Source organism: Duganella sp. CT11-25 (assembly GCF_047302815.1).
GTDB lineage: Bacteria > Pseudomonadota > Gammaproteobacteria > Burkholderiales > Burkholderiaceae_D > Rugamonas.
In genome coordinates, this window is the sequence record NZ_JBKBFD010000001.1 from 1,488,282 (window position 1) to 1,509,822 (window position 21,541).

Sequence of the window (21,541 nt, forward strand, 5' to 3'; positions counted from 1 at the left end):
AGGCTGACTACTCTGGTTGAAATCAGGTCTCTTTACGAGCGCCAGTCTGTTTGCCGCTGCTTTGTTGTGCGGCTTGAGCGGCGGTTTGGGCCTGGGAGGCTTGCCCGCCTTGCAGGTTGCCGCTTTCACGGCCTTCAGCGCCATTCTGGCCGCTTTGCAGCGACTGGCTGCCGCTGCGGAATTCGCCGCGCGACTGGCGCGCGCCGTCCTGGGAGAAGAATGGGTCGGTAAACTTCTCCACAGCGTCCTGATGGCTGCGCAGGGTTTTTTCCGTTTCTTCGGAGGTCACGCGCGCCACCTCTTCGGCCAGCGCCTTGGCGGTGCGGCTGGTTTCCTGTACGTGCTCTTCGGCAACTTTGGACAGGTCAACCTGGGTGTCGGCGGCGATGCGCGACAGGTGCTGCTGGTAAGCGCGCAGTTTCTCCGCGGTCGGCTGGGCATGCGACGCGGCGGCGGCGATCGCTTCGGTAGGCCGATGCGCCGTGATGACGTGCTGCCCCGCCGACGTGGATTCTTCCAGCAGGGTTTGCGCCAGTTGGATGTTCAGATCGCTGTACTGCTGCACGGTACGGAACAGGGATTTCGACACGTCGTTATAGAACGACAATTGCGCTTCCAGATGGGTTTTGGCGGCTGGGGTAACGATTTGGGAAAAAGGGTACATAAAATTCCTCGAATAAAGAATGAAAGATGGCCTGGGGGGGGTGGTGTCGAACCGGTTTCGACGACGCGTCTGCAGCGCGAGTGACAAGGCTACGTTAGCCCGACTGGGCACGTCTGATCTGTATCAAACGTGTGCACTCCGAATAAACGGAACTTTTCAAACCGGATTATTCCTAGACCTTTTCTTCCTCAGTTCCCTGTACCCCGACATTTCTCGTGCCATGCTCCTATCGCCAACAGGATTGCTCCGACCAGCGACTGCATCGCCACCGATTGCGCGTCGGCCACGCCGTTGAAGCCGACCACATCCAACGATGGCGCCTTGACCACCTGCGTCGCCACATACAGTCCGAACAGGAACAGCGCCAGGAAGACGCGCGAGGTCCGGCTCAGCCTGCCCAGCAGGCTGGCGGCTGCCGACAGCGCCAGCACGCCGCTCAGCAGCGCCGCGCCCCGGACCGGCTCGACCAGCAGCCAGCGCAGCAGCACCGGCGCGGTGAACAGCAACGCCAGCAGGCAGGAGGCCAGCAGCTGCGCCGCATAGCGCCGTTCGCCGCCGCCGGGCGCGGCCGCGCTCATGGCGTCCACGTCGTGCTGGCGGTCGCGCACGCTGATGTCGCTGGCCAGGATGCCCCAGATGGCGATGGCGCCCGTCGCCAGCCCGCCCAGCGCGGCGGCCGGCACCAGGCAACCGGCCAACAGCAGGCCCAGCGCCACCACGATGGCGGCCGGATTCGAGGCGAGCGTCAGCGCCAGCACGGCCAGCGCGTAGCCGGCGACACCCGGCGTACGCGCGGCGAGCGGAAACAGCGGCCGCACCAGGCCTGCCAGCGGCCGGAACAGACGATGCATCGGCATCAGCCGCGACCAGCGCCCCGCTCCGCCGCTGCGCGCCTTGACGCGCTCCGGGTCGAAGCGATGGAACAGCAGCAGCGCGGGCAGCAGCGGCAGCATGGCGAAGACCGCGCATCCCAGCCGCGTGACGCCCAGCCGCACGCTCCACAGCCACTGCGGCAGCATCAGCGCGGGCAGCGCCGGATCGAAGTCGCCGCCGCCCAGCACCAGGCCATCGCTATGAATCACCGAGCGCACCGACATCATTGTCGCGCCCAGGCCTGAAAAGTCGATCAATAACAACGGCGACCAACCGGCGCCCTCCGCCGTCGCCACGATGGGCACCGCCATCTGCGCCACATAGAAGACGAAGTACAGCACGTCGCCGCGCTTGCCCATCAACGGCGCCCAGGCGTCGCACAGCACCGCCATGGCGGCCGTAAAGAACACCAGCGGCAGCAATGTCAGCGCGAAGGCTTGCAGATAGACGAGCAGCTGTATCGGCCCCTCGCCGCGCACCGCGTGCAGCACCAGCATGGTCGCCAGGAAAATGACGAGCAGCCCGCACAGGTAGGCGGCCGCGCCCAGCCAGCGCCCGAACAGGAAGGCCGCGTTGCTCACCTGCGTGGCGGCCAGCACCGAGCCGGCGCCGCTGCGCGCATCCTCGCTCATGCGGCCGCGCACCAGGTAGAAACCGGCCAGGCCGAGAAACAGGCCGCCCAATCCCGCGCTGCCCAGGGCCAGGCAGCTGCTGGTATAGGCCACGCGCATCTTGCCGGCCACCAGCAGCGCCTGGCCCTTGGCGGGATCGCCGACCATCAGCCAGGTCAGGACGATCAGCACCAGCACCGCCACCAGCGTGCCGGTGCGCCGCATGCGCAGGCGCACCTCGGTCAGCAGCACCATCTTCAGCGCCGGCGCGTTCATGCCGCCTGTTCCTGGATGGCGTAGCGCTGCGTCATCAGCGCCTCTTCCAGCGTCGGCTCGGCCGGCAGCGCACCGGCGCAGGGCGACGACGGATGCGCGATGCGCAGATGGATGCCGTGTTCGTTGCGCTGCGCCTGCAGCACGCGCACCTGCGCGCGCAGGGTCTCGTAGTGCTGCGGCTCCACCGTCGCCGACCACACCTGGCTGCGCGCTTCGCGCACAAAACTGTCCGGCGTGTCGTAGCCGACCAGCTTGCCCTTGTTCATGATGGCCAGATGGCTGGCCATGTTCTCGATGTCCGACACGATATGCGTCGACACGATCACCAGCTTGCGGAAGCCGATCTCCGACAGCAGATGGCGGAAGCGCAGCCGCTCCTCCGGATCGAGTCCGGCGGTCGGCTCGTCGACGATCAGCACATCGGGGTCGTTGAGCAGCGCCTGCGCGATGCCGAGCCGGCGCCGCATGCCGCCCGAGAAGCCGGCCGCCTGCCGGTCCGCATGCTCGTGCAGGTTGACCATCTCCAGCAGCAGCCGCAGGCGCGCCGGATCGCGTACACCCTTCAGCGCCGCGAAGTACTGCAGGAACTCCAGCGCCGTCAGGTTCGGATATACGCCGAAGTCCTGCGGCAGGAAGCCCAGCCGTCCGCGCATCGCCTCCGGCTTGCGGGCGATGTCGACGCCGTCGAACAGGATTTGCCCGCTGGTCGGCCTGGTCAGCGTGGCGATCATCTGCATCAGCGAGGTCTTGCCGGCGCCGTTATGGCCGATCAAGCCGACCACGCCGGCCGGCAGGTTCAAACTGACGTCGTCCACCGCCTTGACGTTCTTCGCGTAGGTTTTGACGACGTTGCGTATCTCAAGCATGGACAAGCGGCTCCTGGAAATGGAAACGGGGCCGGCCCAGCAAACGCTGGAGCCGGCCCCGCAGGCTGGATATTTATTCTACCTTGTTATTTAAATAGCACGGCCGCTTTTTCCACGGTGATGGCGATGCCGATCGCCAGCGGAATGCCAACCGCCAGCCAGCCGAAAGCCACCGTCACAGGGCTGGTCTTGCCGTTCGCGGTCACCGCGGCGCCGGTCGACGCGGCCGCGTCGCGCTCATGCGCCAGCTTCTTCTCGTCCGCCAGTTCGGCGTCGGTCATGAAGTGCTTGTTGGCGATAGGACGCACCAGCAGGTTGCAGACCAGGCCCACCACCAGCAGCGACGCCAGCACATACATGGTGATGTCGTAGGCTTGCGCCTTCGGCACGCCGTTTCCGATCTGGTACTCGCGCACGTAGTTGACCAGGATGGGACCGAACACGCCGGCCGCCGCCCAGGCGGTCAGCAGGCGGCCGTGGATCGCGCCCACCATCTGGGTGCCGAACAGGTCGGCCAGGTAGGCCGGCACGGTGGCGAAGCCGCCGCCGTACATCGACAGGATCACGCAGAAGAAGCCGACGAACAAACCCAGGTGGGCGCCGTGGGCCATCGACGGGATCGACGCATACAGCGCGAGACCCAGCACGAAGAAGATGCCGTAGGTGACCTTGCGGCCCACGAAGTCCGAGCACGAGGCCCACACGAAGCGGCCGCCGATATTAAACAGCGACAGCAAGCCGGTGAAGCCGGCCGCGATGGCCGCGATCTGGCCTTTCTGCGCCAGCGTCAGCTCGTTGAACGACGCCGTCACGCCCAGCAGCTGGCCGGCGAAGATTTCCTGCAGCAGCGGCGAGGCCATGCCCAGGATGCCGATACCGGCCGTTACGTTCAGGCACAGCACCAGCCACACCAGCCAGAATTGCGGAATGCCCCACACCTTGCTGGCGTGGACGTGGCGCGTGGTGATCATGCTGCTGCCGTTGGTGGCGGGCGCGGTCCAGCCGGCCGGCTTCCAGCCGCTGGGCGGCACGCGGTACGACAGCGCGCCGGCCATCATGAAGACAAAATAGATCGCCGCCATCACCAGGAAGGTCTGCCACACGCCGACCGAGTCGGGCGTGGCGAAATGCTTCATCAGGGTGGTGGCCAGCGGTGCGCCGATCATCGCGCCGCCGCCGAAGCCCATGATGGCCATGCCGGTCGCCATGCCGCGGCGGTCCGGGAACCATTTGATCAGCGTCGACACCGGCGAGATATAGCCGAGGCCCAGGCCGATACCGCCGATCACGCCGGAGCCTATCCACATCAGCCAGATCTGGTGCTGGTACACGCCCAGCGCCGAGATCACCAGGCCGCCGCACCAGCACAGGGCCGACACCACGCCCGCCTTGCGCGGACCGGCGTGCTCCAGCCAGCCGCCGAACAGCCAGGCGGACAAGCCGAGGAAGACGAAGAACATGGTGTACATCCAGCCCAGCATGGAGATCTGCCAGTCGCAGGTGGACGACAGGATCTTGGCCATCAGCGCCATGTCGGCGGGGCAAGCCAGCGATTCCTTGATGCCGATCGCGCGCGACAGCGGCAGCCAGAATACCGAGAAACCATACGCCATGCCGATGCACAGGTGGATCGCCAGCGCCGCCGGCGGCACCAGCCAGCGGTTGAAGCCCGCGCCGGCGATGGTGCGGTCTTTTTCCAGAAAATCAAACACTGCCATTTATGTCTCCTTAATTGTTATTTCTTTAAAACAACTAAAGGCGGAGCGTAGCACAAATGATGGAAAAGTAGAATGTTCAGCAATGGCGCACCGCAGCAGGAACTGCTGAAATTTTAGTCAACGGCGTGCATTCCTCCCGACATGGGTGTACACTACCAATCATTGCCGAAGGGAAATTAAATGGCCATCGCCGCACTTAGCTCAGGAGTTACCGGGCTCAACGCCGCAGAACGCGCGTTGGGCAATAGCGCGCACGCGATCGCCAACATCGGCACCCAGGGCTTCCAGCCGGCGCAGGCGGTATTCAAGGAAAGCAGTCCGGCCGGCAGCGGCGTCTCGCTCTCCCTGCAGGGCCAGCAACTGGCGCAGGTGGACGCGCCCAGCGCCACCAACCTCGCCACCGAAACCACCAACTCGCTGGTCTACAAGGCGCAGTTCGACCTGTCGGCCAAGGTGATACAAGCGGCCGACCAGAATCTCGGCACGCTCATCGACATCAAAGCTTGACAGGGTGTGGCCGTATCGGCCACATTGAGGTCTGCCGGAGAGGGAGACCATGATAAGAGACCAGGAAACGCTGAACATCCTGCTGGACAGCGTGCGCCGCTTCGTCCGCGAACAACTGGTGCCGCGCGAGCAGGAAGTGGCCGACACCGACCAAATCCCTGCCGCCATCGTGGCGCAGATGCGCGAACTGGGCCTGTTCGGCCTGTGCATCCCCGAACAATACGGCGGCCTCGCGCTGACCATGGAAGAAGAAGTGATGGTGGCGTTTGAAATCGCCCGCACCTCCCCCGCCTTCCGCTCGCTGATCGGCACCAACAACGGCATCGGCTCGCAAGGCATCCTGATCGACGGCACCGAGGAACAAAAGATCGCCTGGCTGCCGCGCATGGCCGCCGGCGAGGTGATCGGCGCCTTCGCGCTGACCGAACCGGGTTCCGGGTCGGACGCCGGCTCGCTGACCACCGCCGCCGCGCGCGACGGCGACCACTACATCATCAACGGCGCCAAGCGCTTCATCACCAACGCGCCGGAAGCCGGCGTGTTCACCGTCATGGCGCGCACCGACGCCGGCAGCAAGGGCGCCGGCGGCGTCTCGGCCTTCATCGTCGAACGCGACACGCCCGGCCTCTCGCTCGGCAAGATCGACAAGAAGATGGGCCAGCGCGGCGCCCACACCTGCGACGTCATCTTCGAGAACTGCCGCGTGCCGGCCGGCGCCATCATCGGCGGCAAGGAAGGCATGGGCTTCAAGACCGCGATGAAGGTGCTCGACAAGGGACGGCTGCATATCTCCGCCGTCTGCGTCGGCGCCGCCGAACGCATGCTGGACGACGCGCTGCGCTACGCGATGGAACGCGAGCAGTTCGGCCAGGCCATCGCCGGATTCCAGCTGATCCAGGCCATGCTGGCCGACAGCAAGGCCGAGATCTACGCCGCGCGCAGCATGGTGCTCGACGCCGCCCGCCGCCGCGACAACGGCGAGGACATCTCCACCGAAGCCTCGTGCTGCAAGCTGTTCGCCTCCGAAATGTGCGGCCGCGTGGCCGACCGCTCGGTGCAGATCCACGGCGGCGCCGGCTATGTGTCCGACTACGCGGCAGAGCGCTTCTACCGCGACGTGCGCCTGTTCCGCATCTACGAAGGCACCTCGCAGATCCAGCAGCTGGTCATCGCCCGCAACATGGTCAAAGCGGCGCAAAGCGGATGAACGATATCGATACCGACCAGCTGTTGGCGGCGCTGCCGGCCCGCATCAGCGCCATCCCGCGCCGCTGGGCCGAAAGCGCGCCGCATGCGCCCGCGCTGTACGACGGCCGGCGCCACTGGAGCTACGGCGAGCTGGCGGCCGCCGTCGACGACACCGCCGTACTGCTGCGCGCATTGAAGATCCGCCCCGGCGACCGCCTGATGGTGGTGGGCGAAAACTGCGTCGCGCAGGTGGTGCTCACGTTGGCCGCCGCAGCGATCGACGCGTGGATCGTCCACGTCAACGGCCGCCTGTCCGCGCGCGAGGTCGACCAGATCCTGGAACACAGCGGCGCGCGGCGCGTGTTCTACACCTCGTCCGCCTCGCCGGAGGCGGCCGCGCACGGCCAGCGCCACGGCGCGGCGACGGCGGACTCGCCCTACGGCGAGTGGATGGTGGGCGCGCTGAACCTGGACGGCAGGCGCGAAGAGGCGCATGCCTCGCCGGTGGAGCAAGTGGCGGCACTGATCTACACCACCGGTACCACCGGCAATCCCAAGGGCGTGATGCTCACGCACCGCAACCTGCTGTTCATCGCCGCCGTATCGAGCACGCTGCGCGGCCTGACGCCGGACGACCGCGCCTACGGCGTGCTGCCGATCACGCACGTCTACGGGCTGGCCTCGGTCATGCTCGGCACCTTGTACGCGGGCGCCTGCCTCTACCTGTGCCCGCGCTTCACGCCGGACGCGCTGCTCAAGGCCATCCGCGACGACCGCCTCACCATCCTGCAGGGCGTGCCCGCCATGTACGCGCGGCTGCTGGAAACGCTGGGCGGCGCCGGGACACGGCTGGAATCGCAGCTTCGCTTCATCTACGCGGGCGGCTCTCCGCTGTCGCCCAGTCTCAAGGCCGACGTTGAAAAACTGTTTGGCCTGCCGCTGCACAACGGCTACGGCCTGACCGAAACCTCACCCACCGTCAGCCAGACGCGCCTGGACCAACCGCGCGGCGACACCTCGGTCGGCCTGGCGATCCCCGGTGTCGAAGCGCGCATCGTGCAGGAAGATGGCGGCGACGCCGCGCCCGGCGCCAACGGCGAGCTATGGGTGCGCGGCCCGAACATCATGCGCGGTTATTATCAGGAAGCGGAACTGACGGCGGCCGCGATGCGCCCCGGCGGCTGGCTCAACACCGGCGACGTCGCGCGCCGCGATGCGGACGGCGCGCTGTTCATCGTCGGCCGCACCAGGGAGCTGATCATCCGTTCCGGCTTCAACGTCTATCCGTTGGAAGTGGAGACGGTACTGAACGCGCATCCGGCGGTCACGCAATCGGCGGTGGTCGGGCGCGCCGCCGCCGACGGCAACGAGGAAGTGGTGGCGTTTGTGGAAATCGATCCGCGCCACCAGGTGTCCGAACAAGAGTTACAGCAGTATCTGGCGGGCCAGCTGTCGCCGTACAAATGCCCGTCCGAAGTCATTGTGATGCAAACCCTGCCCGCAGCGGCCACCGGAAAGATATTGAAAGGACAGCTGCGGCAACTGGCACAAAAATAAGGAGACAATCATGAAGCGCACAATAATTGCAGCATTGATGGCAACAGCGATGACATGCGGCGCGCAAGCGGAGGAGTTCATCGTCGGCGCGGAACTGCCGCTGACCGGCACGCTGGCGCGCGTTGGCTCCGGCATGCAGGAAGGCGTGATGGTCGCGGCGGAGGTCTTCAACAAAGCCAACGGCAGGCACAAGATCAAGATCATCACGGTCGACGACGAGTCCGCGCCGGCCAAGGCGGTAGCGGCGGTGGAAAAGCTGGCCAGCCAGGGCGCCATCGCCATCACCGGCGGCTACGGCTCCAACAACATCTCGCCCGCCTCCGACACCGCCAACAAACTGGGACTGGTGTACATGACCTCCGGCGGCGTCGACGACAGCCTGGTGAGCAGCGGCCGCAAGAACTTCTTCCGCATCAATAACACCGCAGGCTACGAAAAAGCGGTGCAAGGCCTGATTGCCGACATGGGCGCGAAATCGGTCTCCATCGTCTTCTCCACCAAGGAAGCCACCAGCGACCTGGCCAACTCCGTGCAAAAGGCGCTGGCGGCCAAAGGCGTCAAGGCCGTCACGCACTCGTTCGACCCGGCCATCACCGACTTCAAGCCCATCATCAACAAGATCAAGCTGCAGGACAAATCGGAGATCATCCTGATGGTCGGCTACGAGAACGACTATGTCGGCATCCTGCGCGCCGCGCGGGTGCTGAAGCCGCCCGTCAAAGCCATGATCGGCGTATGGTCGCTGGCCACGCCCAAGATGGCGTCCGAATTCCCGGACCTGATGCCCAACGTGTACGGCACCGCGCTGCTGCCCTTTCCCGCCACCTTCGACACGGCCGACGGCAAGGCTTTCGCCGACACCTACAAGGCGCTGTACAAAAAGGAGCCGGACTACCTGGGCCAGTTCGGCTACGTGCAATCGATGCTGCTGTTTGAAGCCATCGCCCGTGCCGCCGACAAAGGCACTGTGAAGCAAGGCGGCGTCGCCGACGAACTGCGCAAGACCGACCGCCAAACGCTGATCGGCCGCGTGCAGTTCGGCGCCAACGGCGACAATCTGAATTTCGTGCACCGCATGGGCCAGCACCAGGGCAAGAACATCGCCATCGTCTGGCCGAAGGAAAACGCCACCGGCAAGATGGTCTATCCCGGCCTGCCCTGGTAAGCGGCGATGACGGAACTGATACTCCAGGCGCTGTATTCCGGCCTGCTGCAAGGCGGTTCGTATGCGCTGATCGCGCTCGGACTGGCGCTGGTGTTCGGCACCATGCGGGTCATCAATCTCGCGCATGGAGAACTGGTGCTGCTGGCGGCGTATATCGCCTACACGATGGAGTCGGGGCTGGGGCTCAATCCGGCGTGGGCGATACCGGTGGCGCTGATCGTGGTCAGCGCGACGTCGGCCGGGGTGTACGGGATCGTCAGCCGCATCAGGAAGGACAGGGAGATCAATTCGCTGATACTCACCTTCGGCATCGGCGTGATCCTGACCAATCTGATCCTGCTGATCTGGAAGGCGGATGTGCGCTCGACCAGCTCCAGCTGGCTGCAGGAAGCGTTTGTGGCCGGGCCGTTGTACAGCATGCGCAGCGAGTTGATCTTCTTCGTCGTCAGCCTGGTGCTGATGGTCGGCTTGTGGTGGTGGCTGTCGCGCAGCTGGTACGGGCGCGCGCTGCGCGCCGTGTCGAGCAACCGCGATGCGGCCAAGCTGATGGGCATCGCGCCCGGCCGCACTGAGCTGGTGTCGTTCATCGTCGCCGGCATGCTGGCCAGTTTCGCGGGCGTGGCGTTGTACAGCTACGGCGTGATCCAGCCGGCGTACGGCGGCGCGCTGACGATCAAAGCGTTCATCATCACGGTGTTGGCCGGCATAGGCTCCATTCCCGGCGTGCTGCTGGGCGCCGTATTGCTGGGTGTGGCCGAAGCGCTGACCGTCACCCTCGCCAGCTCCGCCCTGCAGGAACTGGCGGGAATGACCCTGTTCCTGCTGGTCCTCTTCGTCATGCCGAATGGCCTGATGGGCGCCGCCCGGAGGCGCGGATGAACCCGACCCCGTCGTCCCCGCGCAAGCGGGGACCCATGGAACGCTGGCTGCCGCTACCGGCAGTCGCACTAGCCTACCTCGCCGTCCCGCTGGCGCTGGGCTCCAACACCTACATCATGAGCCTCATCGTCGCCGCCCTGGTGATCGGCTGCGTCGCCCTCAGCTGGGCGCTGCTGGGCAACATGGGCGGCATGGTCAGCTTCGGCCACAGCGCCTTCTTCGGCGTCGGCGCCTACGTCAGCGCCCTGGTCACGCTCAAGCTGGGCGTGCCCGTCCTGCCCGGCCTCCTGCTCGGCGGCATCGGCGCCCTGCTCGCCTCCATCGTCATGCTGCCCGTGCTGCGCCTGCGCGGCCCCTACTTCGCGCTGGCCATCCTGGCCTACGCCCACATCTTCCGCATCATCGCCACCGAATGGACTTCGCTCACCGGCGGCTCCGGCGGCATCGCCAACATCCCTGTCCTGCCGACCATCCTCGGCCAGGACCTCGGCACCAAAACCGGCGCCTACCTGGTCATCCTCACCATCGTCCTGGTGTTCGCCCTGGCCTATCGCGCCATCCGCGCCAGCCACTACGGCCTCGCCCTGCGCGCCATGCACGACAGCGAAGACGCCACCCGCGTGGTCGGCGTCAACAACACCCTGCTCAAGGGCCTGATGCTGATGGTCTCCGCCTTCATGTGCGGCGTCGCCGGCGCCTTCAACGCCCACTACATCAACTTCCTCGAACCGGACTATGCCTTCAACGGCACGTGGGTGACCATCCCCATCGTCGCCGCCATCTTCGGCGGCTACCGCACCATCGCCGGCCCGGTCGCAGGCGCGCTGGTGGTGTACCTGCTCGACCAACTCGTCTTCAAATCGCTGATCCCCACCGGACACCAGCTGGTACTGGGCGGCCTGCTGGTGGCGATGATCATCTTCAGCCCCGGCGGGCTGCTGCCGTTGCTGCGCAAGCCAGGGAGGAAAGACCATGCTTGAGCTGAACCATCTCTCGGTCCGCTTCGGCGGCCTCACGGCGGTCAACGCCGTCACCCTGAACATCGGCAGCCACGACGTGGTCGGGCTGGTCGGCCCCAACGGCGCCGGCAAGACCACGCTGTTCAACGCCATCTCCGGACTGGTACGGCCGACCGGCGGCACCATCCGCTTCGACCGCCACGACCTGATACGCACGCCCATGTACCGGCGCGCGCGGCTCGGCATCGGCCGCACCTACCAGATCCCGCAACCGATGCACGAGCTGACGGTACGCGAAAACCTCATCATCGCCCAGCGCTTCGGCGCCGGTAAAGTCGACCAGGACAAGATCGACGAGATCCTGGAGTTCACCAGCCTCGCCGACAAGGCCGGCCGCGACGCCGCCACGGAACTGGCGCTGACCGAACTGAAAGCGCTGGAAGTGGCCAAGGCGCTGGCCACCTCGCCCAAGCTGCTGCTGCTGGACGAAGTGCTGGCCGGGCTGGAGACCAACGGCAAGCGCCGCTTCATGGGTATGCTCAAGGAGATGCACGCGCGCTTCGGCGTCGGCATCGTCATCATCGAGCACGACATCGAGACCATCAACATGCTGTGCCAGCGCGTGGTGGTGCTCAACTTCGGCCAGCTGATCGCGGACGGCACGCCGCAAGCGGTGTTCAACGATCCAGAAGTGATCCGCAGCTACACGGGGGCCGCGCATGCTTGAAGTGGACGGCGTGCGCGCGGGCTATGGCGCCATCAATGTATTGTGGGACGTATCGCTGACCGCCGAAGCGGGCAAGCTCACGACCATCATCGGGCCCAACGGCGCGGGCAAGACCACGCTGCTGCGCGCGATCATGGGCCTGGCGCCGGTCACCGCCGGCGAGATCCGCTGGAACGGCCGGCGCCTGAACGGTACGCCGACGTGGGAAATGGCCGATCACGGCATCGCCATGATCCCCGAAGGCCGCATGGTGTTCCGCGACATGGACGTTGAAGAAAACCTGGTCATGGGCGCCTTCCACAAATCGCACCGCGCGCATGTGAAGCAGCGGCTGGAAGAAGCCTACGCCATGTTCCCGCGCCTGCTCGAACGCCGGCGCCAGCTGGCCGGGTCGCTGTCCGGCGGCGAAGCGCAGATGCTGGCGATGGCGCGCGGCCTGATGTCGGACCCGCGCCTGCTGATCATCGACGAACCGTCGCTGGGCCTGGCCCCGCTGGTGCTCAATGAACTGTTCGAGATCCTGGCGCGGCTGAAGGCCGGCGGCCGCACCATCATCCTGGTCGAGCAAAACACCGACCGCGCGGTCGGCGTCGCCGATCACGTCTGCCTGCTACAAAGTGGAAAAGTATCGCTGTCGCGGCGGAGCGCGGAGGTCGACCTGCAAGACCTCCACGACCGCTACTTCCTCAGACCACCGACGGTTTCTTGATCGGCTTGGAGGAGCTGACATAGCGCGAGGTGGTCACGCCCATCAAGGCCGAGAGGCGGCCGGAGAAGTGCGCAACCTGCAGCACGTAGCGCGCGCAGTCGTCGCGGCGGAAGGTCACCGCCGCCATCGCGGTGCGCAGGCAGGCGCCGACAAAGCCCTTGCAGGCAGTGACGACGACCGGACGCATGCCGTCATAGGTGCGGTCGATCTTCGCCATGTAAACGCCGGTCGACGAATAGCGATGCAGCACGCTCGATGGCGTCAGGCGCGCCTCGGGCGTCGGCTCGACGACGATCGCCTCATCGCACCACACCATGCGCGCCTTGACCTGCGCGGCGCGGCGGAACAGATCGTAGTCCTCGCCGCCGGATGCGCCGTATTCGTTGCGGAACACAGGCTGCGGCACCAGCTTCAGCGCCTTGCGGGCGATCGCCAGGTTTTGCGCGCCCTTCAGCGTTTTCGCCAGGCCGGTAGGCTGGCCGCCGCGCGATGCATACAGGCTGTTGCGGGCCAGCCAGTTGGCGCCCTGCGGCAGCTGGCCATCCACCTGCCCGGCGACGAAGTCGGCGTCGAACTTCACGCCGGCGCCCAGCAGCTTTTCCAGCCAGCCCGGGGTCACCCAGCCGTCGTCGTCCAGCATGATCAGCCAGTTCCAGTCCGGATCGGCGCGGCCGGCTTCCGCCACCAGCGCATTGCGCACCTGGGCGATGCCGCGTTCGCGCACGGGAATGCAGCGGGTTTCCGGCCAGCGGGCGCGGAAGGCTTCGATCACCGCCGGCGCATCCGTGCCGCAGTCGTTGTCGGCGACCACGATGTGGACGCGTCGTCCGTCAATCTCGGGCAGCAGCGTCTCCAGCAATTTCAGCAACTGCTCCGGACGCCGGAATGTGGGAATGCCGATGACCAGTCCACCGAAATTATGTACTCCCGCGACATGATTCGTCATCGCGCATCCTTATCAAAATTACAGCAATCAAACGAGCAACACCTATTGCAATTACTACACTATATCATTGAATAAAGTGTGATCGTGTGATTATAGTAAATTTTGAGCCAAAATAGACGATGCGCGCACCCCATTGGTGCCAATCAATATTTTTCGCACTGAAAGAGGGAAAATCGATGCACGGCCGCGTGGCCGAAGAGGAATGGGTCGCGCGCCGCCGCCCCATGAACACAATAAATTCAGATTAATCAGTTACTTAGCACCAACTTCCGGCGGTTGACGATGCTATCGTACACCCCGCTCTTGCGCATCCCCTCCAGTGCCCGGTTGAAGCGCGCCAGCAGCGCGGCGTTGGCGGGAAGACGGTTCATCATCAGCATGTTGTCGGACAGGTAAAACGGGCTCTCCAGCACGTGGAAGCGCTCGGCCTGCTGCGGGAACTGGGTGTGGATGATGTAGTTGCCGACGTTTTCGTCGGCAATGGCCAGGTCGAAACGGGCGACTTGCAGCTTGCTGAAATTGCGCTCGTCGGTGATCGCGGGGTCGATGATGATGCCGGCCTCGACGAACATGGCTTCATACCAGTACCCCGCCACGCCGCCGATCTTGAATTGCTTGAGTTCGCCGATATCCCTGTACCCTGCCGGCCATTGCCGCGCGCTGCTGTCGTGGTAAAAGAATTTGGCCTTGCGCGAGTAGAGCTTGTCGGACAACAGATAGCGTCCCTCCCGCTCCGGCGTGCGCACGAACGGCACCACCGCCCACACCTCCTGCGCATCCAGCGCGGCCACGCAACGCTTCCAAGGCATGTAGCGGAAGGTGAACGTGACGCCCATGTCCTTGCCGATATGCTCGAACAGTTCACCGATGAAGCTGAGCTTGGGGTCGGCGCTGATGTAGGGCGGGTATTCGTTGGTGGCGACCACCAGCTCCAGCGCGTGCGCCGCATGGCACCATAAGGCTAGTATTGCTGCGATCAGGTACCGCATCCAGTCTCCACTCGGCATGGATTCCCGCGTGCGCGGGAATGACGTGCTAGTTATACCTGAGTTCGACGCGGATGTCAGTGCCGGATGCGCTCGGAGAAGTCGTCGGCCTGCCCGGCAGCCCGGGCCCTGGCGGTGATATCGGCTTTTTGCCGCAGCGCGTCAAAATCGCCCCGGCCGGCCAGCGCGCCGATGTCGTACAGGTAGCGGTCCAGATAGCCCGACGCCAGCAGCCGCCAGTCCAGCGGCAGGCCGGGCGTGATGCGGCGCGCCATCTCGAACACGATGGTGGTGCAGTTGCCGACCAGGGTGTTGTAAAAGCGCGGCGTGCGCTTCAACTCCTCGCCCTCCGCCAGGTACGCCATGAACAGCGAGCGCATCGTCGCCGGCGGCATCTTCAGCCGGTACAGCCACATGTCCTCGCCGCGCGCGTTGGTGCGCACGCGCAGGATGTCGCGCTCGTCGGCGGCGATCAGCACGGTTTCGTACTTCTTGAAGAAGCCCGCCAGGCCGTCGAAGCTTTCGCCGCGCTCCTTGCGGATCTCGATCGAGAACGTCAGGTAGCGCCCGTCCGCAAAGCCGAACGAGACCAGCGTGTGCGCGATGGCCGGCCCCATCCAGTAGGACATCGCCACATCGACCGAGCGCAGCTTGTCCAGGTCGTAGCTGCGCGCTTCCCAGCGCACGGTGTAGTCCTGGTCGCTGCGCCAGTCGAAGTTGCGCACCTGGTCCAGCGTGACGATGCCGCCCTCCACCTTGCCCGTGACCATGCGCGCGACGTCGTCGGCCCAGATGCGCTCGTGCGTCGGTTGGATCGTGCGCCACCACGCCATCATGACGACCAGCGCCAGCAGCCACGGCGCCAGCACCACCAGGTTGCGCTGCCACCACCACAGCGCCAGCGTGGCGGCGCAGAACACGATCCAGCCGCCGATCGCGAGCTTGCGCGCCAACAGCGTGGCCGGCAGCTGGAACCACAGCGCGCAAGCGCCCCATGCCGCGAGCAGCGCGAAGACGAGGGAGCCGAGCAGCATGCCGGCGACGAGCAGATAGCGTTTGGTCATGCCCCGATTATGGGGGCTAATCGTGCTTGTCGTCGACCCCGCTTGCGCAGCCGATCTGGACGCAGATCACTTTTGCTGCAATACTCAGCAGCACGCCGATGATACCGATCAGTGCCAACATAGCTGATTCCGTAAATGAAGAAGAGACGCTTCACTTTAACCGCGCCGCCCCCGACGATCCAATATCAAATATGGCGGCCAACTATCTCGAAACGGCATAACGGTGATTTCACTTAAACAGTTCAAATATTTTGTAGAGATCGTGGAGGCCGGCAGCTATTCGCGCGCCGCTGAAAAATTGTACATCGCGCAGTCGGCGCTGAGCCGGCAGATCAAGGAACTGGAAGACGAGCTGCAGACCCAGTTGCTGACCCGCGACGCGCGCCAGTTCGAGCTGACGCCGGCCGGCCAGCTGTTCTTCGAGCGCGCCAAGCGCATCCTCGAAGACATCGACGACACGGTGGTGCAGGCGCGCCACGTCGGCCAGGGCGCGCAAGGCGTGATCCGCCTGCAGCATTCGAGCTCGGTGATCCTGACGCCGCAGCTCACCGCCGCGCTGAGCCAGCTGCTCGAAGAGTTCCCCGGCGTGACGCTGGATGTCTCCATGCTGCCGTCGGAAAACCAGACGCTGGAAATCGAGGAAGGCCGCGCCGATATCGGCCTGCTGCGCCTGCCCACCTTGCGCCGCCATCCCCACATCCATGTGCGCGAGATATCGAGCGAGCGGCTGATGGTGGCGGTGTCGCAGCACTCGCCGCTGGCCGCGCTGGACAACATCGAGCTGGCCAGCCTGAGCGACGAAGCCTTCATCTCGATCCCGCACAAGGACCGCGGCGGCTTGAGCTACCTGGTGGCCAACCTGTGCCTGGAACAGGGCTTCTTCCCCAGGCCGGCGCGCGCGCTGTCGCGCAAGTCGTCGCAGCTGAACCTGATCGAAGCCAATCTCGGCATCGCCATCGTCCCCGAGTGCATGCGGCTGACGGCGCCGGCGGGCGTGCGCTTCATCACGCTGTCGCAGGGCGAACTGACGACCAGCGTCGGCCTGGCCTGCCGCCGCGAGGCCGATCCGCTGGTGGCCGCGTTTGCCGATGCCCTGGTCGGCAAGCTGGCCGGCACGCACTAGCGATGCGTCAAATGACAACATCGTGTCCGCTGTGTACGCCAGCGAACAAACCCGCCTCGCCATTGCGGCTATGCTGGCCTTACCGACATAGGGAGGCGTTATGGCAGACTGGATTATCGATCGCAACGGCACGCCGGTGCTGATACTGGACGAGTATTGCTTCCGCTCGCCGCGCGGCGACGTCACGTCCTGGCTGTTCGGCAATGGGGTGTACGCGCTCAACGGCGACCACATCGGCTGGTTCGACATCAGCACCTTGTACGATGTGCACAACCACATCGTCGGCATGCTGCAGCACGCCTGCACGCCGCAGCTGGCCGCGCGCGTGCCGGCGCAGATGCCGCCCTTCCCGCGCCGTCCGCAGGTTCCGCTGCTCAAGGTGCGCCATGTGCGCGCGCCGGCCGCCGCACAGCCGTCGCCGCCACCGCCGGCGATGATGTATGCCGGCGGCGACTCGCTGCAACTGAGCTGACCGGGACGCCATCCGCCGCCAGTTGTAACAGGTGTAAGCGGCGACTGATGACCTCGACGTGTGGCACACTATGGCCATGGCAGACAGACAGGAGCGCGCATGAGCGCAGGACCAGAAAACCCGGATAAACCGCAGGACAATCCACACCGCCGCAGCAGCGACCATGAGCGGCGCGGCGCGCGCCCGGAAGTCGGCACGCCACGCTATCTCGACCCCGGCGACACCGTGTTCAGCCTGTGGGGCCGGGTTATCATGGCGCGCTACCGGCGCATCGCGGCGGCCGCCACCCGCCACATCATCCAGCGGCCGCTGCACATCGGCGTGTCGGCGCGGATCTTCCACCCGGAGCCGGGCGCCACCGGCCTGCGCAGCAAAAACCTGCAATACCTCGAAGAATCCATCGCCCAGTGGGTGATGTCGCGCGACGTGCTGGTGTTCATGATCCCGACCGTCAATACCGACGGCCTGCTGCATCCGTCCAACATCCGCCTGCGCGACTACGCCAAGCACCTGGACGGCCTGGTGCTGCAGGGCGGCGCCGACGTCTCGCCGCAAAGCTATTCGGAAACGCCGACCCGCCCGGAATGGGGCGGCGACCGCGCGCGCGACATGTACGAGCTGGAGCTGCTGCATGAATTCATCGAAGCCGGCAAGCCGGTGCTGGGCATCTGCCGCGGCTGCCAGCTGATCAACGTCGCCTTCGGCGGCACGCTGTACCAGGACATCGCGTCCGACGTGCCGGAATCGCTGGCCCACGTCAACGAGGAATACGACCGCAACCGCCATGAAATCAGCTTCCCGGCCGGCTCCTCGCTGGCGCGCATGTTCAAGGGCAAGGGAACCGGGCTGGTCAACTCCATCCACCACCAGGCGGTCAAGACGCTGGGGCGGGAGATGACGGTGGAGGCGCTGTCGGTGCCGGACAATATGGTCGAGGCGATCCGCTACCGCAAGGCGCCCTTCGTCATGGGCCTGCAATGGCACCCGGAATTCCACCGCGCCGGCGGCGTCGAACTGCTCGACTGCACCGGCATCCTGGACAATTTCCTGCGCGTGGCGCGCGAGACGCGTTTTTAAAACCGGCCGCCAAAACCCTTAGACGAAGCCGGCTTGCCCGGTATACACTACGGCATCTTCAGCCGAGATCGTCCCATGATGCCGTTTTGCCGCGCCGCCGCAATTACCGCAGCTTGCCTGCTCGTCCCTCCGGCCGGCGCGAGCGAAGACGCCATCACCGTCACCTACAGTGAACGTCCGCCCTACATGATGGCCCAGCCAAGCGGCGTGCCCAGCGGCCTGACCGCCACGCAGGCGGCGCAGGCCTTCAAGGCGGCCGGCATCCCCGCCGTCTGGCAAAACCTGCCGACCAACCGCCAATTGATGATGATCAAGGACCCGGGCCTGCGCGTCTGCGCGATCGGCTGGTTCTGGGTGCCGGAACGCGAGCAGTTCGCCAAGTTCACCAAGCCCATCTATCGCGACAAGGAATGGGTGGTGCTGGCCAACGCCAACCTGGCGGCGCGCGCCGACCCGACGCTGGAAGCGCTGCTGCGGCACAGGGAAACCCGGATCCTGGTCAAGGATAACTTTTCCTACGGCGGCGAGCTGGATGCGCTGATGCGCAAATGGGGCACCACCCGCGCCGTCTCCACCGCGCTCACCAGCAAGATGGTGCAGTCGATCAGCAAGGGCGTGGTCGACATGATGTTCGTCTCCGAAGAGGAAGGCACTTACATCCTGGCGCACCACCCCGCGGACCAGACCAGAAACCTGCGCCTGCTGCGCTTCAAGGACATGCCGCGCGGGCCGGACCGCCACATCATGTGCAGCAAGAGCGTGTCCGACGACGTGATCGCCCGCCTGAACAAGGCGATCAGCTTCAAATAATCAGCACTGGCGGAAGCGCTGGATCGCCGCGTCCACCATGCCTTCGGCGCTGCCGCTGCGGTCGAACTGCTGGCGCAGGTAGTGGGCGTCGCTGCCCTCGTGCGTGACCTGCACCAGGTGCTGCAGGCCGGCCGTGGCGCCCAGCGCGGCGCCGTGCGGCTCCATCTTGCGCAGCGTGGTGAGGATGTCCTCGCGCAGCGACAGGCTCTCGTAGGTCTTCGGATGCACCACCGTGCCGTCCAGGCCGAAGCGGCACGCCTGGAAGCGGTTGTAGTTATAAACCAGGTAGTCGTCCTCCTCCGGCGGTTCTTCCTTGCGCTCCAGCAGATAGCGGCACAGCGCCTGCAGGTAGACCGCCAGCGCCGCCGCCCGGTCCACCGTCAGCGGCGTGTCGCACACGCGCAATTCGATGGTGCCGAATTCCGGCTTCGGGCGGATGTCCCAGTAGAAGTCCTTCATGCTCTTGATGACGCCGGTGTGCTCCATCTTGGCGAAGTACTCGTGCTCGAAGGTCGACCACGATTGCGTGAACGGTGCGCGGCCGCTCATCGGGAAGGCGAACACCGAGTTCAGCCGCGCGGAATTGAACAGCGTGTCGTTGCCCTGCACATATGGCGACGACGACGACAGCGCGATGAAGTGCGGTACGTAGCGGCTCAGCGAGTGCAGCAGGAACAGCGCGTCGTCGCCCGATTCGCAGCCGATGTGCACGTGCTGGCCGAAGATGGTGAACTGCTTGGCCAGGTAGCCGTACAGCTCCGACACTTCCTTGAAGCGCGGCTTGGAAAAGATGCGCCGCTCCGACCATTTCTGGAACGGGTGCGTGCCGCCGCCGCAGATGCCGATGTTGAGCTGCTCGCCGGCCTGCACCAGCACGTCGCGCGTCAGCTGCAGCTGCGCCAGCAGTTCGGCGTGGTTGGTGTGCACGTCGCTGTTAATCTCGATCATGCTCTCGGTGATTTCCGGCGTCACGTTGCCCGGAAACGGCTTGCGGTTCAGCAGGTGCAGCAAGTCCGGGCTGGACGCGGTCAGGTCGTAGTCCGACAGGCTGACCAGTTGCAGCTCCAGCTCCACGCCCATGGTGAGCGGCTTCGATGATTTGAATTCTTCCAACGCCATTAGCGTTCCTCCTTGTTCGGGGTTTCGTTTGCCCACATCAGCGCGCGTTGCGTGATGATCGGGCCGGCCACTTCCAGCACCAGCGTCATGGCCGCCAGCGCGGCCAGTTCGTCGACCAGCACGATACCCATGTATTTGGTTTGTTCCAGCAGCAGCGTGACGAACACCGACATCGGCGCCAGCGCCACGCCGGTCAGCAAGCCCTTGCGCCACGAGACGCCGCCGACGTGCGCGAAGGCGCCCACGGCGACCGCCTTGACCACAAAGCGCGCCAGCAGCAACAGCAGGCCGAGGCCCAGGCCGTCGACCACGCGCTCCCATTCCAGCGTCGAGACGGCGAACACGAACAGCAGCACGGTCATCAGCTCGCCGATGCCGCCGAAGTTGCGCTCGGTGCGGCTGAACGCCACCCGGCTGTGGCGCGCGGCCAGGCCGAAGGTCAGCGTGGCCAGCACCGGCGAGACTTCGAACGCGCGCGACGCCGCCACCAGCAGGATCACGCCCAGCGCAAAGGCGATGGTGCCGTCCTGCGCCAGCTTGCCCATGCGGCGCAGCACCGCCGGCACCAGCATGCCCAGCACGGCGCCCATCGCCGCCGATACGCCCAGCTCGATCAGGCTGTGCGAGACGGCTTGCGTCAGGCTGCCGGAAGTCTGGAACACCCAGAAGCCGACCACCACCTTGAACACAAACACCGCCAGCACGCAGTTGATCGCCACCAGGTGCAGCACCCGTTCGGTGACCTGGCCGGAACTGTCTTCTTCGTTAATCACGCGCAGCACGCCGGCCGGCGAGGTGGACATGGCCAGCGAGGCCAGCAGCAACGAGGTCAGCGGCGGCATGCCGGTCAGGTGCGAGATCAGGTAGACCACGCCGAAGGTGGCGGCCGATTCGGCCAGCCCGCTGACGAGTATCCATGGATTGATACGCAACCAGCGCAGATTGATGCGGTAGCCAAATTCAAACAGGATCAGTCCGAAGGCCAGGTTGGCCAGCACGGTGACCGTGCTTGAGGGACCGCTGCTGAGCGCGTCGGGAAACGCCTGCGCCAGCAGGAAGCCGACAAAACCGTAGACGCTGATACGCGGCAAACGGGTCCAGCGATGAATGAATTCTCCCGACAACCAAGCCAATGCAACTGCAAGAGGCCAGCCTAGTTCGGTCATGATGACCTGAATATCCGGCATGTACTTCTCCTTTTTTAAGATACTTGTACAATTCTGTACAATTACAGCCGCTCTCACT

General features: G+C 65.3%; 21 protein-coding genes. 12 read left to right on the forward strand and 9 right to left on the reverse strand.

All coding sequences use genetic code 11. The features are described from left to right. Positions 1-22: 22 nt before the first annotated feature. The 4 genes from phaP to ACEN9F_RS06095 all read right to left on the reverse strand — a co-directional run bounded on the left by phaP (position 23) and on the right by ACEN9F_RS06095 (position 5,008). On the reverse strand, positions 23-664 hold the full coding sequence (gene phaP, locus ACEN9F_RS06080; protein WP_413418836.1) for a TIGR01841 family phasin: 642 nt from the start codon (positions 662-664) through the stop codon (positions 23-25). A gap of 188 nt (positions 665-852) precedes the next feature. Beyond that, positions 853-2,424 carry an ABC transporter permease gene (locus ACEN9F_RS06085; protein WP_413418838.1) on the reverse strand — a complete coding sequence of 524 codons (1,572 nt, stop codon included), beginning with the start codon at positions 2,422-2,424 and terminating at the stop codon, positions 853-855. Beyond that, on the reverse strand, positions 2,421-3,290 hold the full coding sequence (locus ACEN9F_RS06090) for an ABC transporter ATP-binding protein (protein WP_413418840.1): 870 nt from the start codon (positions 3,288-3,290) through the stop codon (positions 2,421-2,423). Before ACEN9F_RS06090 ends, ACEN9F_RS06085 begins: the two co-directional genes overlap by 4 nt. Before the next feature lie 86 nt (positions 3,291-3,376). Continuing rightward, complete coding sequence (locus tag ACEN9F_RS06095) at positions 3,377-5,008, reverse strand: OFA family MFS transporter (RefSeq protein ID WP_413418842.1); 1,632 nt, start codon at positions 5,006-5,008, stop codon at positions 3,377-3,379. Between the two features lie 180 nt (positions 5,009-5,188). On the opposite strand from ACEN9F_RS06095, the gene ACEN9F_RS06100 reads away from it, so the two are divergent. The 8 genes from ACEN9F_RS06100 to ACEN9F_RS06135 are packed head-to-tail and all read left to right on the forward strand — an operon-like array spanning position 5,189 to position 12,699. Then, positions 5,189-5,515: a flagellar basal body rod C-terminal domain-containing protein gene (locus ACEN9F_RS06100; protein WP_413418844.1), complete on the forward strand. Its 327-nt coding sequence runs from the start codon at positions 5,189-5,191 to the stop codon at positions 5,513-5,515. 49 nt (positions 5,516-5,564) lie between these two features. Next, on the forward strand, positions 5,565-6,722 hold the full coding sequence (locus ACEN9F_RS06105; RefSeq protein ID WP_413418846.1) for an acyl-CoA dehydrogenase family protein: 1,158 nt from the start codon (positions 5,565-5,567) through the stop codon (positions 6,720-6,722). Continuing rightward, positions 6,719-8,260, forward strand: a complete 1,542-nt coding sequence (locus tag ACEN9F_RS06110) for a class I adenylate-forming enzyme family protein (protein WP_413418848.1) — start codon at positions 6,719-6,721, stop codon at positions 8,258-8,260. Before ACEN9F_RS06105 ends, ACEN9F_RS06110 begins: the two co-directional genes overlap by 4 nt. Positions 8,261-8,270: 10 nt before the next feature. Next, complete coding sequence (locus ACEN9F_RS06115) at positions 8,271-9,425, forward strand: ABC transporter substrate-binding protein (RefSeq protein ID WP_413418850.1); 1,155 nt, start codon at positions 8,271-8,273, stop codon at positions 9,423-9,425. A 6-nt stretch (positions 9,426-9,431) separates the two neighbouring features. After that, the gene (locus tag ACEN9F_RS06120; RefSeq protein ID WP_413418852.1) at positions 9,432-10,304 is read left to right on the forward strand and encodes a branched-chain amino acid ABC transporter permease; all 873 of its coding nucleotides are present in this window, start codon (positions 9,432-9,434) and stop codon (positions 10,302-10,304) included. A 35-nt stretch (positions 10,305-10,339) separates the two neighbouring features. Continuing rightward, positions 10,340-11,284 (forward strand): branched-chain amino acid ABC transporter permease, encoded by a 945-nt coding sequence (locus ACEN9F_RS06125; protein ID WP_413418854.1) that lies wholly within the window; start codon positions 10,340-10,342, stop codon positions 11,282-11,284. Further along, on the forward strand, positions 11,277-11,990 hold the full coding sequence (locus tag ACEN9F_RS06130; protein ID WP_413418856.1) for an ABC transporter ATP-binding protein: 714 nt from the start codon (positions 11,277-11,279) through the stop codon (positions 11,988-11,990). The genes ACEN9F_RS06125 and ACEN9F_RS06130 overlap by 8 nt, the downstream gene beginning before the upstream one ends. Then, positions 11,983-12,699, forward strand: a complete 717-nt coding sequence (locus ACEN9F_RS06135; RefSeq protein ID WP_413418858.1) for an ABC transporter ATP-binding protein — start codon at positions 11,983-11,985, stop codon at positions 12,697-12,699. Before ACEN9F_RS06130 ends, ACEN9F_RS06135 begins: the two co-directional genes overlap by 8 nt. Here the strand turns inward: ACEN9F_RS06135 and ACEN9F_RS06140 are convergent. The 3 genes from ACEN9F_RS06140 to ACEN9F_RS06150 form a co-directional block, all read right to left on the reverse strand. Further along, positions 12,677-13,645 (reverse strand): glycosyltransferase family 2 protein, encoded by a 969-nt coding sequence (locus ACEN9F_RS06140; RefSeq protein WP_413418860.1) that lies wholly within the window; start codon positions 13,643-13,645, stop codon positions 12,677-12,679. The two genes, ACEN9F_RS06135 and ACEN9F_RS06140, sit on opposite strands and share 23 nt — an antisense overlap. Before the next feature lie 248 nt (positions 13,646-13,893). Then, positions 13,894-14,634 (reverse strand): substrate-binding periplasmic protein, encoded by a 741-nt coding sequence (locus ACEN9F_RS06145; protein WP_413418862.1) that lies wholly within the window; start codon positions 14,632-14,634, stop codon positions 13,894-13,896. Between the two features lie 74 nt (positions 14,635-14,708). Beyond that, entirely contained in the window at positions 14,709-15,695 is a 987-nt protein-coding gene (locus tag ACEN9F_RS06150) for a DUF4105 domain-containing protein (protein ID WP_413418864.1), read from the reverse strand. A 223-nt stretch (positions 15,696-15,918) separates the two neighbouring features. Between ACEN9F_RS06150 and ACEN9F_RS06155 the strand changes: the two genes are divergently transcribed. From ACEN9F_RS06155 to ACEN9F_RS06170, 4 genes are all read left to right on the forward strand, one after another. After that, positions 15,919-16,818, forward strand: coding sequence for a LysR family transcriptional regulator (locus tag ACEN9F_RS06155; RefSeq protein WP_413418866.1), 900 nt, complete (start codon positions 15,919-15,921; stop codon positions 16,816-16,818). 100 nt (positions 16,819-16,918) lie between these two features. Next, positions 16,919-17,290 carry a 4-fold beta flower protein gene (locus ACEN9F_RS06160; protein WP_413418868.1) on the forward strand — a complete coding sequence of 124 codons (372 nt, stop codon included), beginning with the start codon at positions 16,919-16,921 and terminating at the stop codon, positions 17,288-17,290. 99 nt (positions 17,291-17,389) lie between these two features. Further along, on the forward strand, positions 17,390-18,367 hold the full coding sequence (locus tag ACEN9F_RS06165) for a gamma-glutamyl-gamma-aminobutyrate hydrolase family protein (RefSeq protein WP_413418870.1): 978 nt from the start codon (positions 17,390-17,392) through the stop codon (positions 18,365-18,367). Between the two features lie 75 nt (positions 18,368-18,442). Further along, the gene (locus ACEN9F_RS06170; RefSeq protein WP_413418872.1) at positions 18,443-19,177 is read left to right on the forward strand and encodes a substrate-binding periplasmic protein; all 735 of its coding nucleotides are present in this window, start codon (positions 18,443-18,445) and stop codon (positions 19,175-19,177) included. On the opposite strand, the gene ACEN9F_RS06175 is transcribed toward ACEN9F_RS06170, so the two are convergent. Beyond that, positions 19,178-20,296 carry a YbdK family carboxylate-amine ligase gene (locus ACEN9F_RS06175; RefSeq protein WP_413418874.1) on the reverse strand — a complete coding sequence of 373 codons (1,119 nt, stop codon included), beginning with the start codon at positions 20,294-20,296 and terminating at the stop codon, positions 19,178-19,180. Further along, positions 20,296-21,483, reverse strand: coding sequence for a cation:proton antiporter (locus ACEN9F_RS06180; RefSeq protein WP_413418876.1), 1,188 nt, complete (start codon positions 21,481-21,483; stop codon positions 20,296-20,298). The genes ACEN9F_RS06175 and ACEN9F_RS06180 overlap by 1 nt, the downstream gene beginning before the upstream one ends. Between the last annotated feature and the right edge of the window lie 58 nt (positions 21,484-21,541).

Excerpts from the sequence above, each read along its gene's own strand:
- ACEN9F_RS06180 (WP_413418876.1), bottom strand. The coding sequence starts at position 21,483 with ATGCCGGATATTCAGGTCATCATGACCGAACTAGGCTGGCCTCTTGCA.
- ACEN9F_RS06160 (WP_413418868.1), top strand. The coding sequence starts at position 16,919 with ATGGCAGACTGGATTATCGATCGCAACGGCACGCCGGTGCTGATACTG.
- ACEN9F_RS06085 (WP_413418838.1), bottom strand. The coding sequence starts at position 2,424 with ATGAACGCGCCGGCGCTGAAGATGGTGCTGCTGACCGAGGTGCGCCTG.
- ACEN9F_RS06100 (WP_413418844.1), top strand. The coding sequence starts at position 5,189 with ATGGCCATCGCCGCACTTAGCTCAGGAGTTACCGGGCTCAACGCCGCA.
- ACEN9F_RS06140 (WP_413418860.1), bottom strand. The coding sequence starts at position 13,645 with ATGACGAATCATGTCGCGGGAGTACATAATTTCGGTGGACTGGTCATC.
- ACEN9F_RS06135 (WP_413418858.1), top strand. The coding sequence starts at position 11,983 with ATGCTTGAAGTGGACGGCGTGCGCGCGGGCTATGGCGCCATCAATGTA.
- ACEN9F_RS06175 (WP_413418874.1), bottom strand. The coding sequence starts at position 20,296 with ATGGCGTTGGAAGAATTCAAATCATCGAAGCCGCTCACCATGGGCGTG.
- ACEN9F_RS06170 (WP_413418872.1), top strand. The coding sequence starts at position 18,443 with ATGATGCCGTTTTGCCGCGCCGCCGCAATTACCGCAGCTTGCCTGCTC.
- ACEN9F_RS06130 (WP_413418856.1), top strand. The coding sequence starts at position 11,277 with ATGCTTGAGCTGAACCATCTCTCGGTCCGCTTCGGCGGCCTCACGGCG.
- ACEN9F_RS06090 (WP_413418840.1), bottom strand. The coding sequence starts at position 3,290 with ATGCTTGAGATACGCAACGTCGTCAAAACCTACGCGAAGAACGTCAAG.
- ACEN9F_RS06105 (WP_413418846.1), top strand. The coding sequence starts at position 5,565 with ATGATAAGAGACCAGGAAACGCTGAACATCCTGCTGGACAGCGTGCGC.
- ACEN9F_RS06115 (WP_413418850.1), top strand. The coding sequence starts at position 8,271 with ATGAAGCGCACAATAATTGCAGCATTGATGGCAACAGCGATGACATGC.
- ACEN9F_RS06125 (WP_413418854.1), top strand. The coding sequence starts at position 10,340 with ATGGAACGCTGGCTGCCGCTACCGGCAGTCGCACTAGCCTACCTCGCC.
- ACEN9F_RS06095 (WP_413418842.1), bottom strand. The coding sequence starts at position 5,008 with ATGGCAGTGTTTGATTTTCTGGAAAAAGACCGCACCATCGCCGGCGCG.
- ACEN9F_RS06110 (WP_413418848.1), top strand. The coding sequence starts at position 6,719 with ATGAACGATATCGATACCGACCAGCTGTTGGCGGCGCTGCCGGCCCGC.
- ACEN9F_RS06120 (WP_413418852.1), top strand. The coding sequence starts at position 9,432 with ATGACGGAACTGATACTCCAGGCGCTGTATTCCGGCCTGCTGCAAGGC.
- ACEN9F_RS06165 (WP_413418870.1), top strand. The coding sequence starts at position 17,390 with ATGAGCGCAGGACCAGAAAACCCGGATAAACCGCAGGACAATCCACAC.
- ACEN9F_RS06145 (WP_413418862.1), bottom strand. The coding sequence starts at position 14,634 with ATGCGGTACCTGATCGCAGCAATACTAGCCTTATGGTGCCATGCGGCG.
- ACEN9F_RS06150 (WP_413418864.1), bottom strand. The coding sequence starts at position 15,695 with ATGACCAAACGCTATCTGCTCGTCGCCGGCATGCTGCTCGGCTCCCTC.
- phaP (WP_413418836.1), bottom strand. The coding sequence starts at position 664 with ATGTACCCTTTTTCCCAAATCGTTACCCCAGCCGCCAAAACCCATCTG.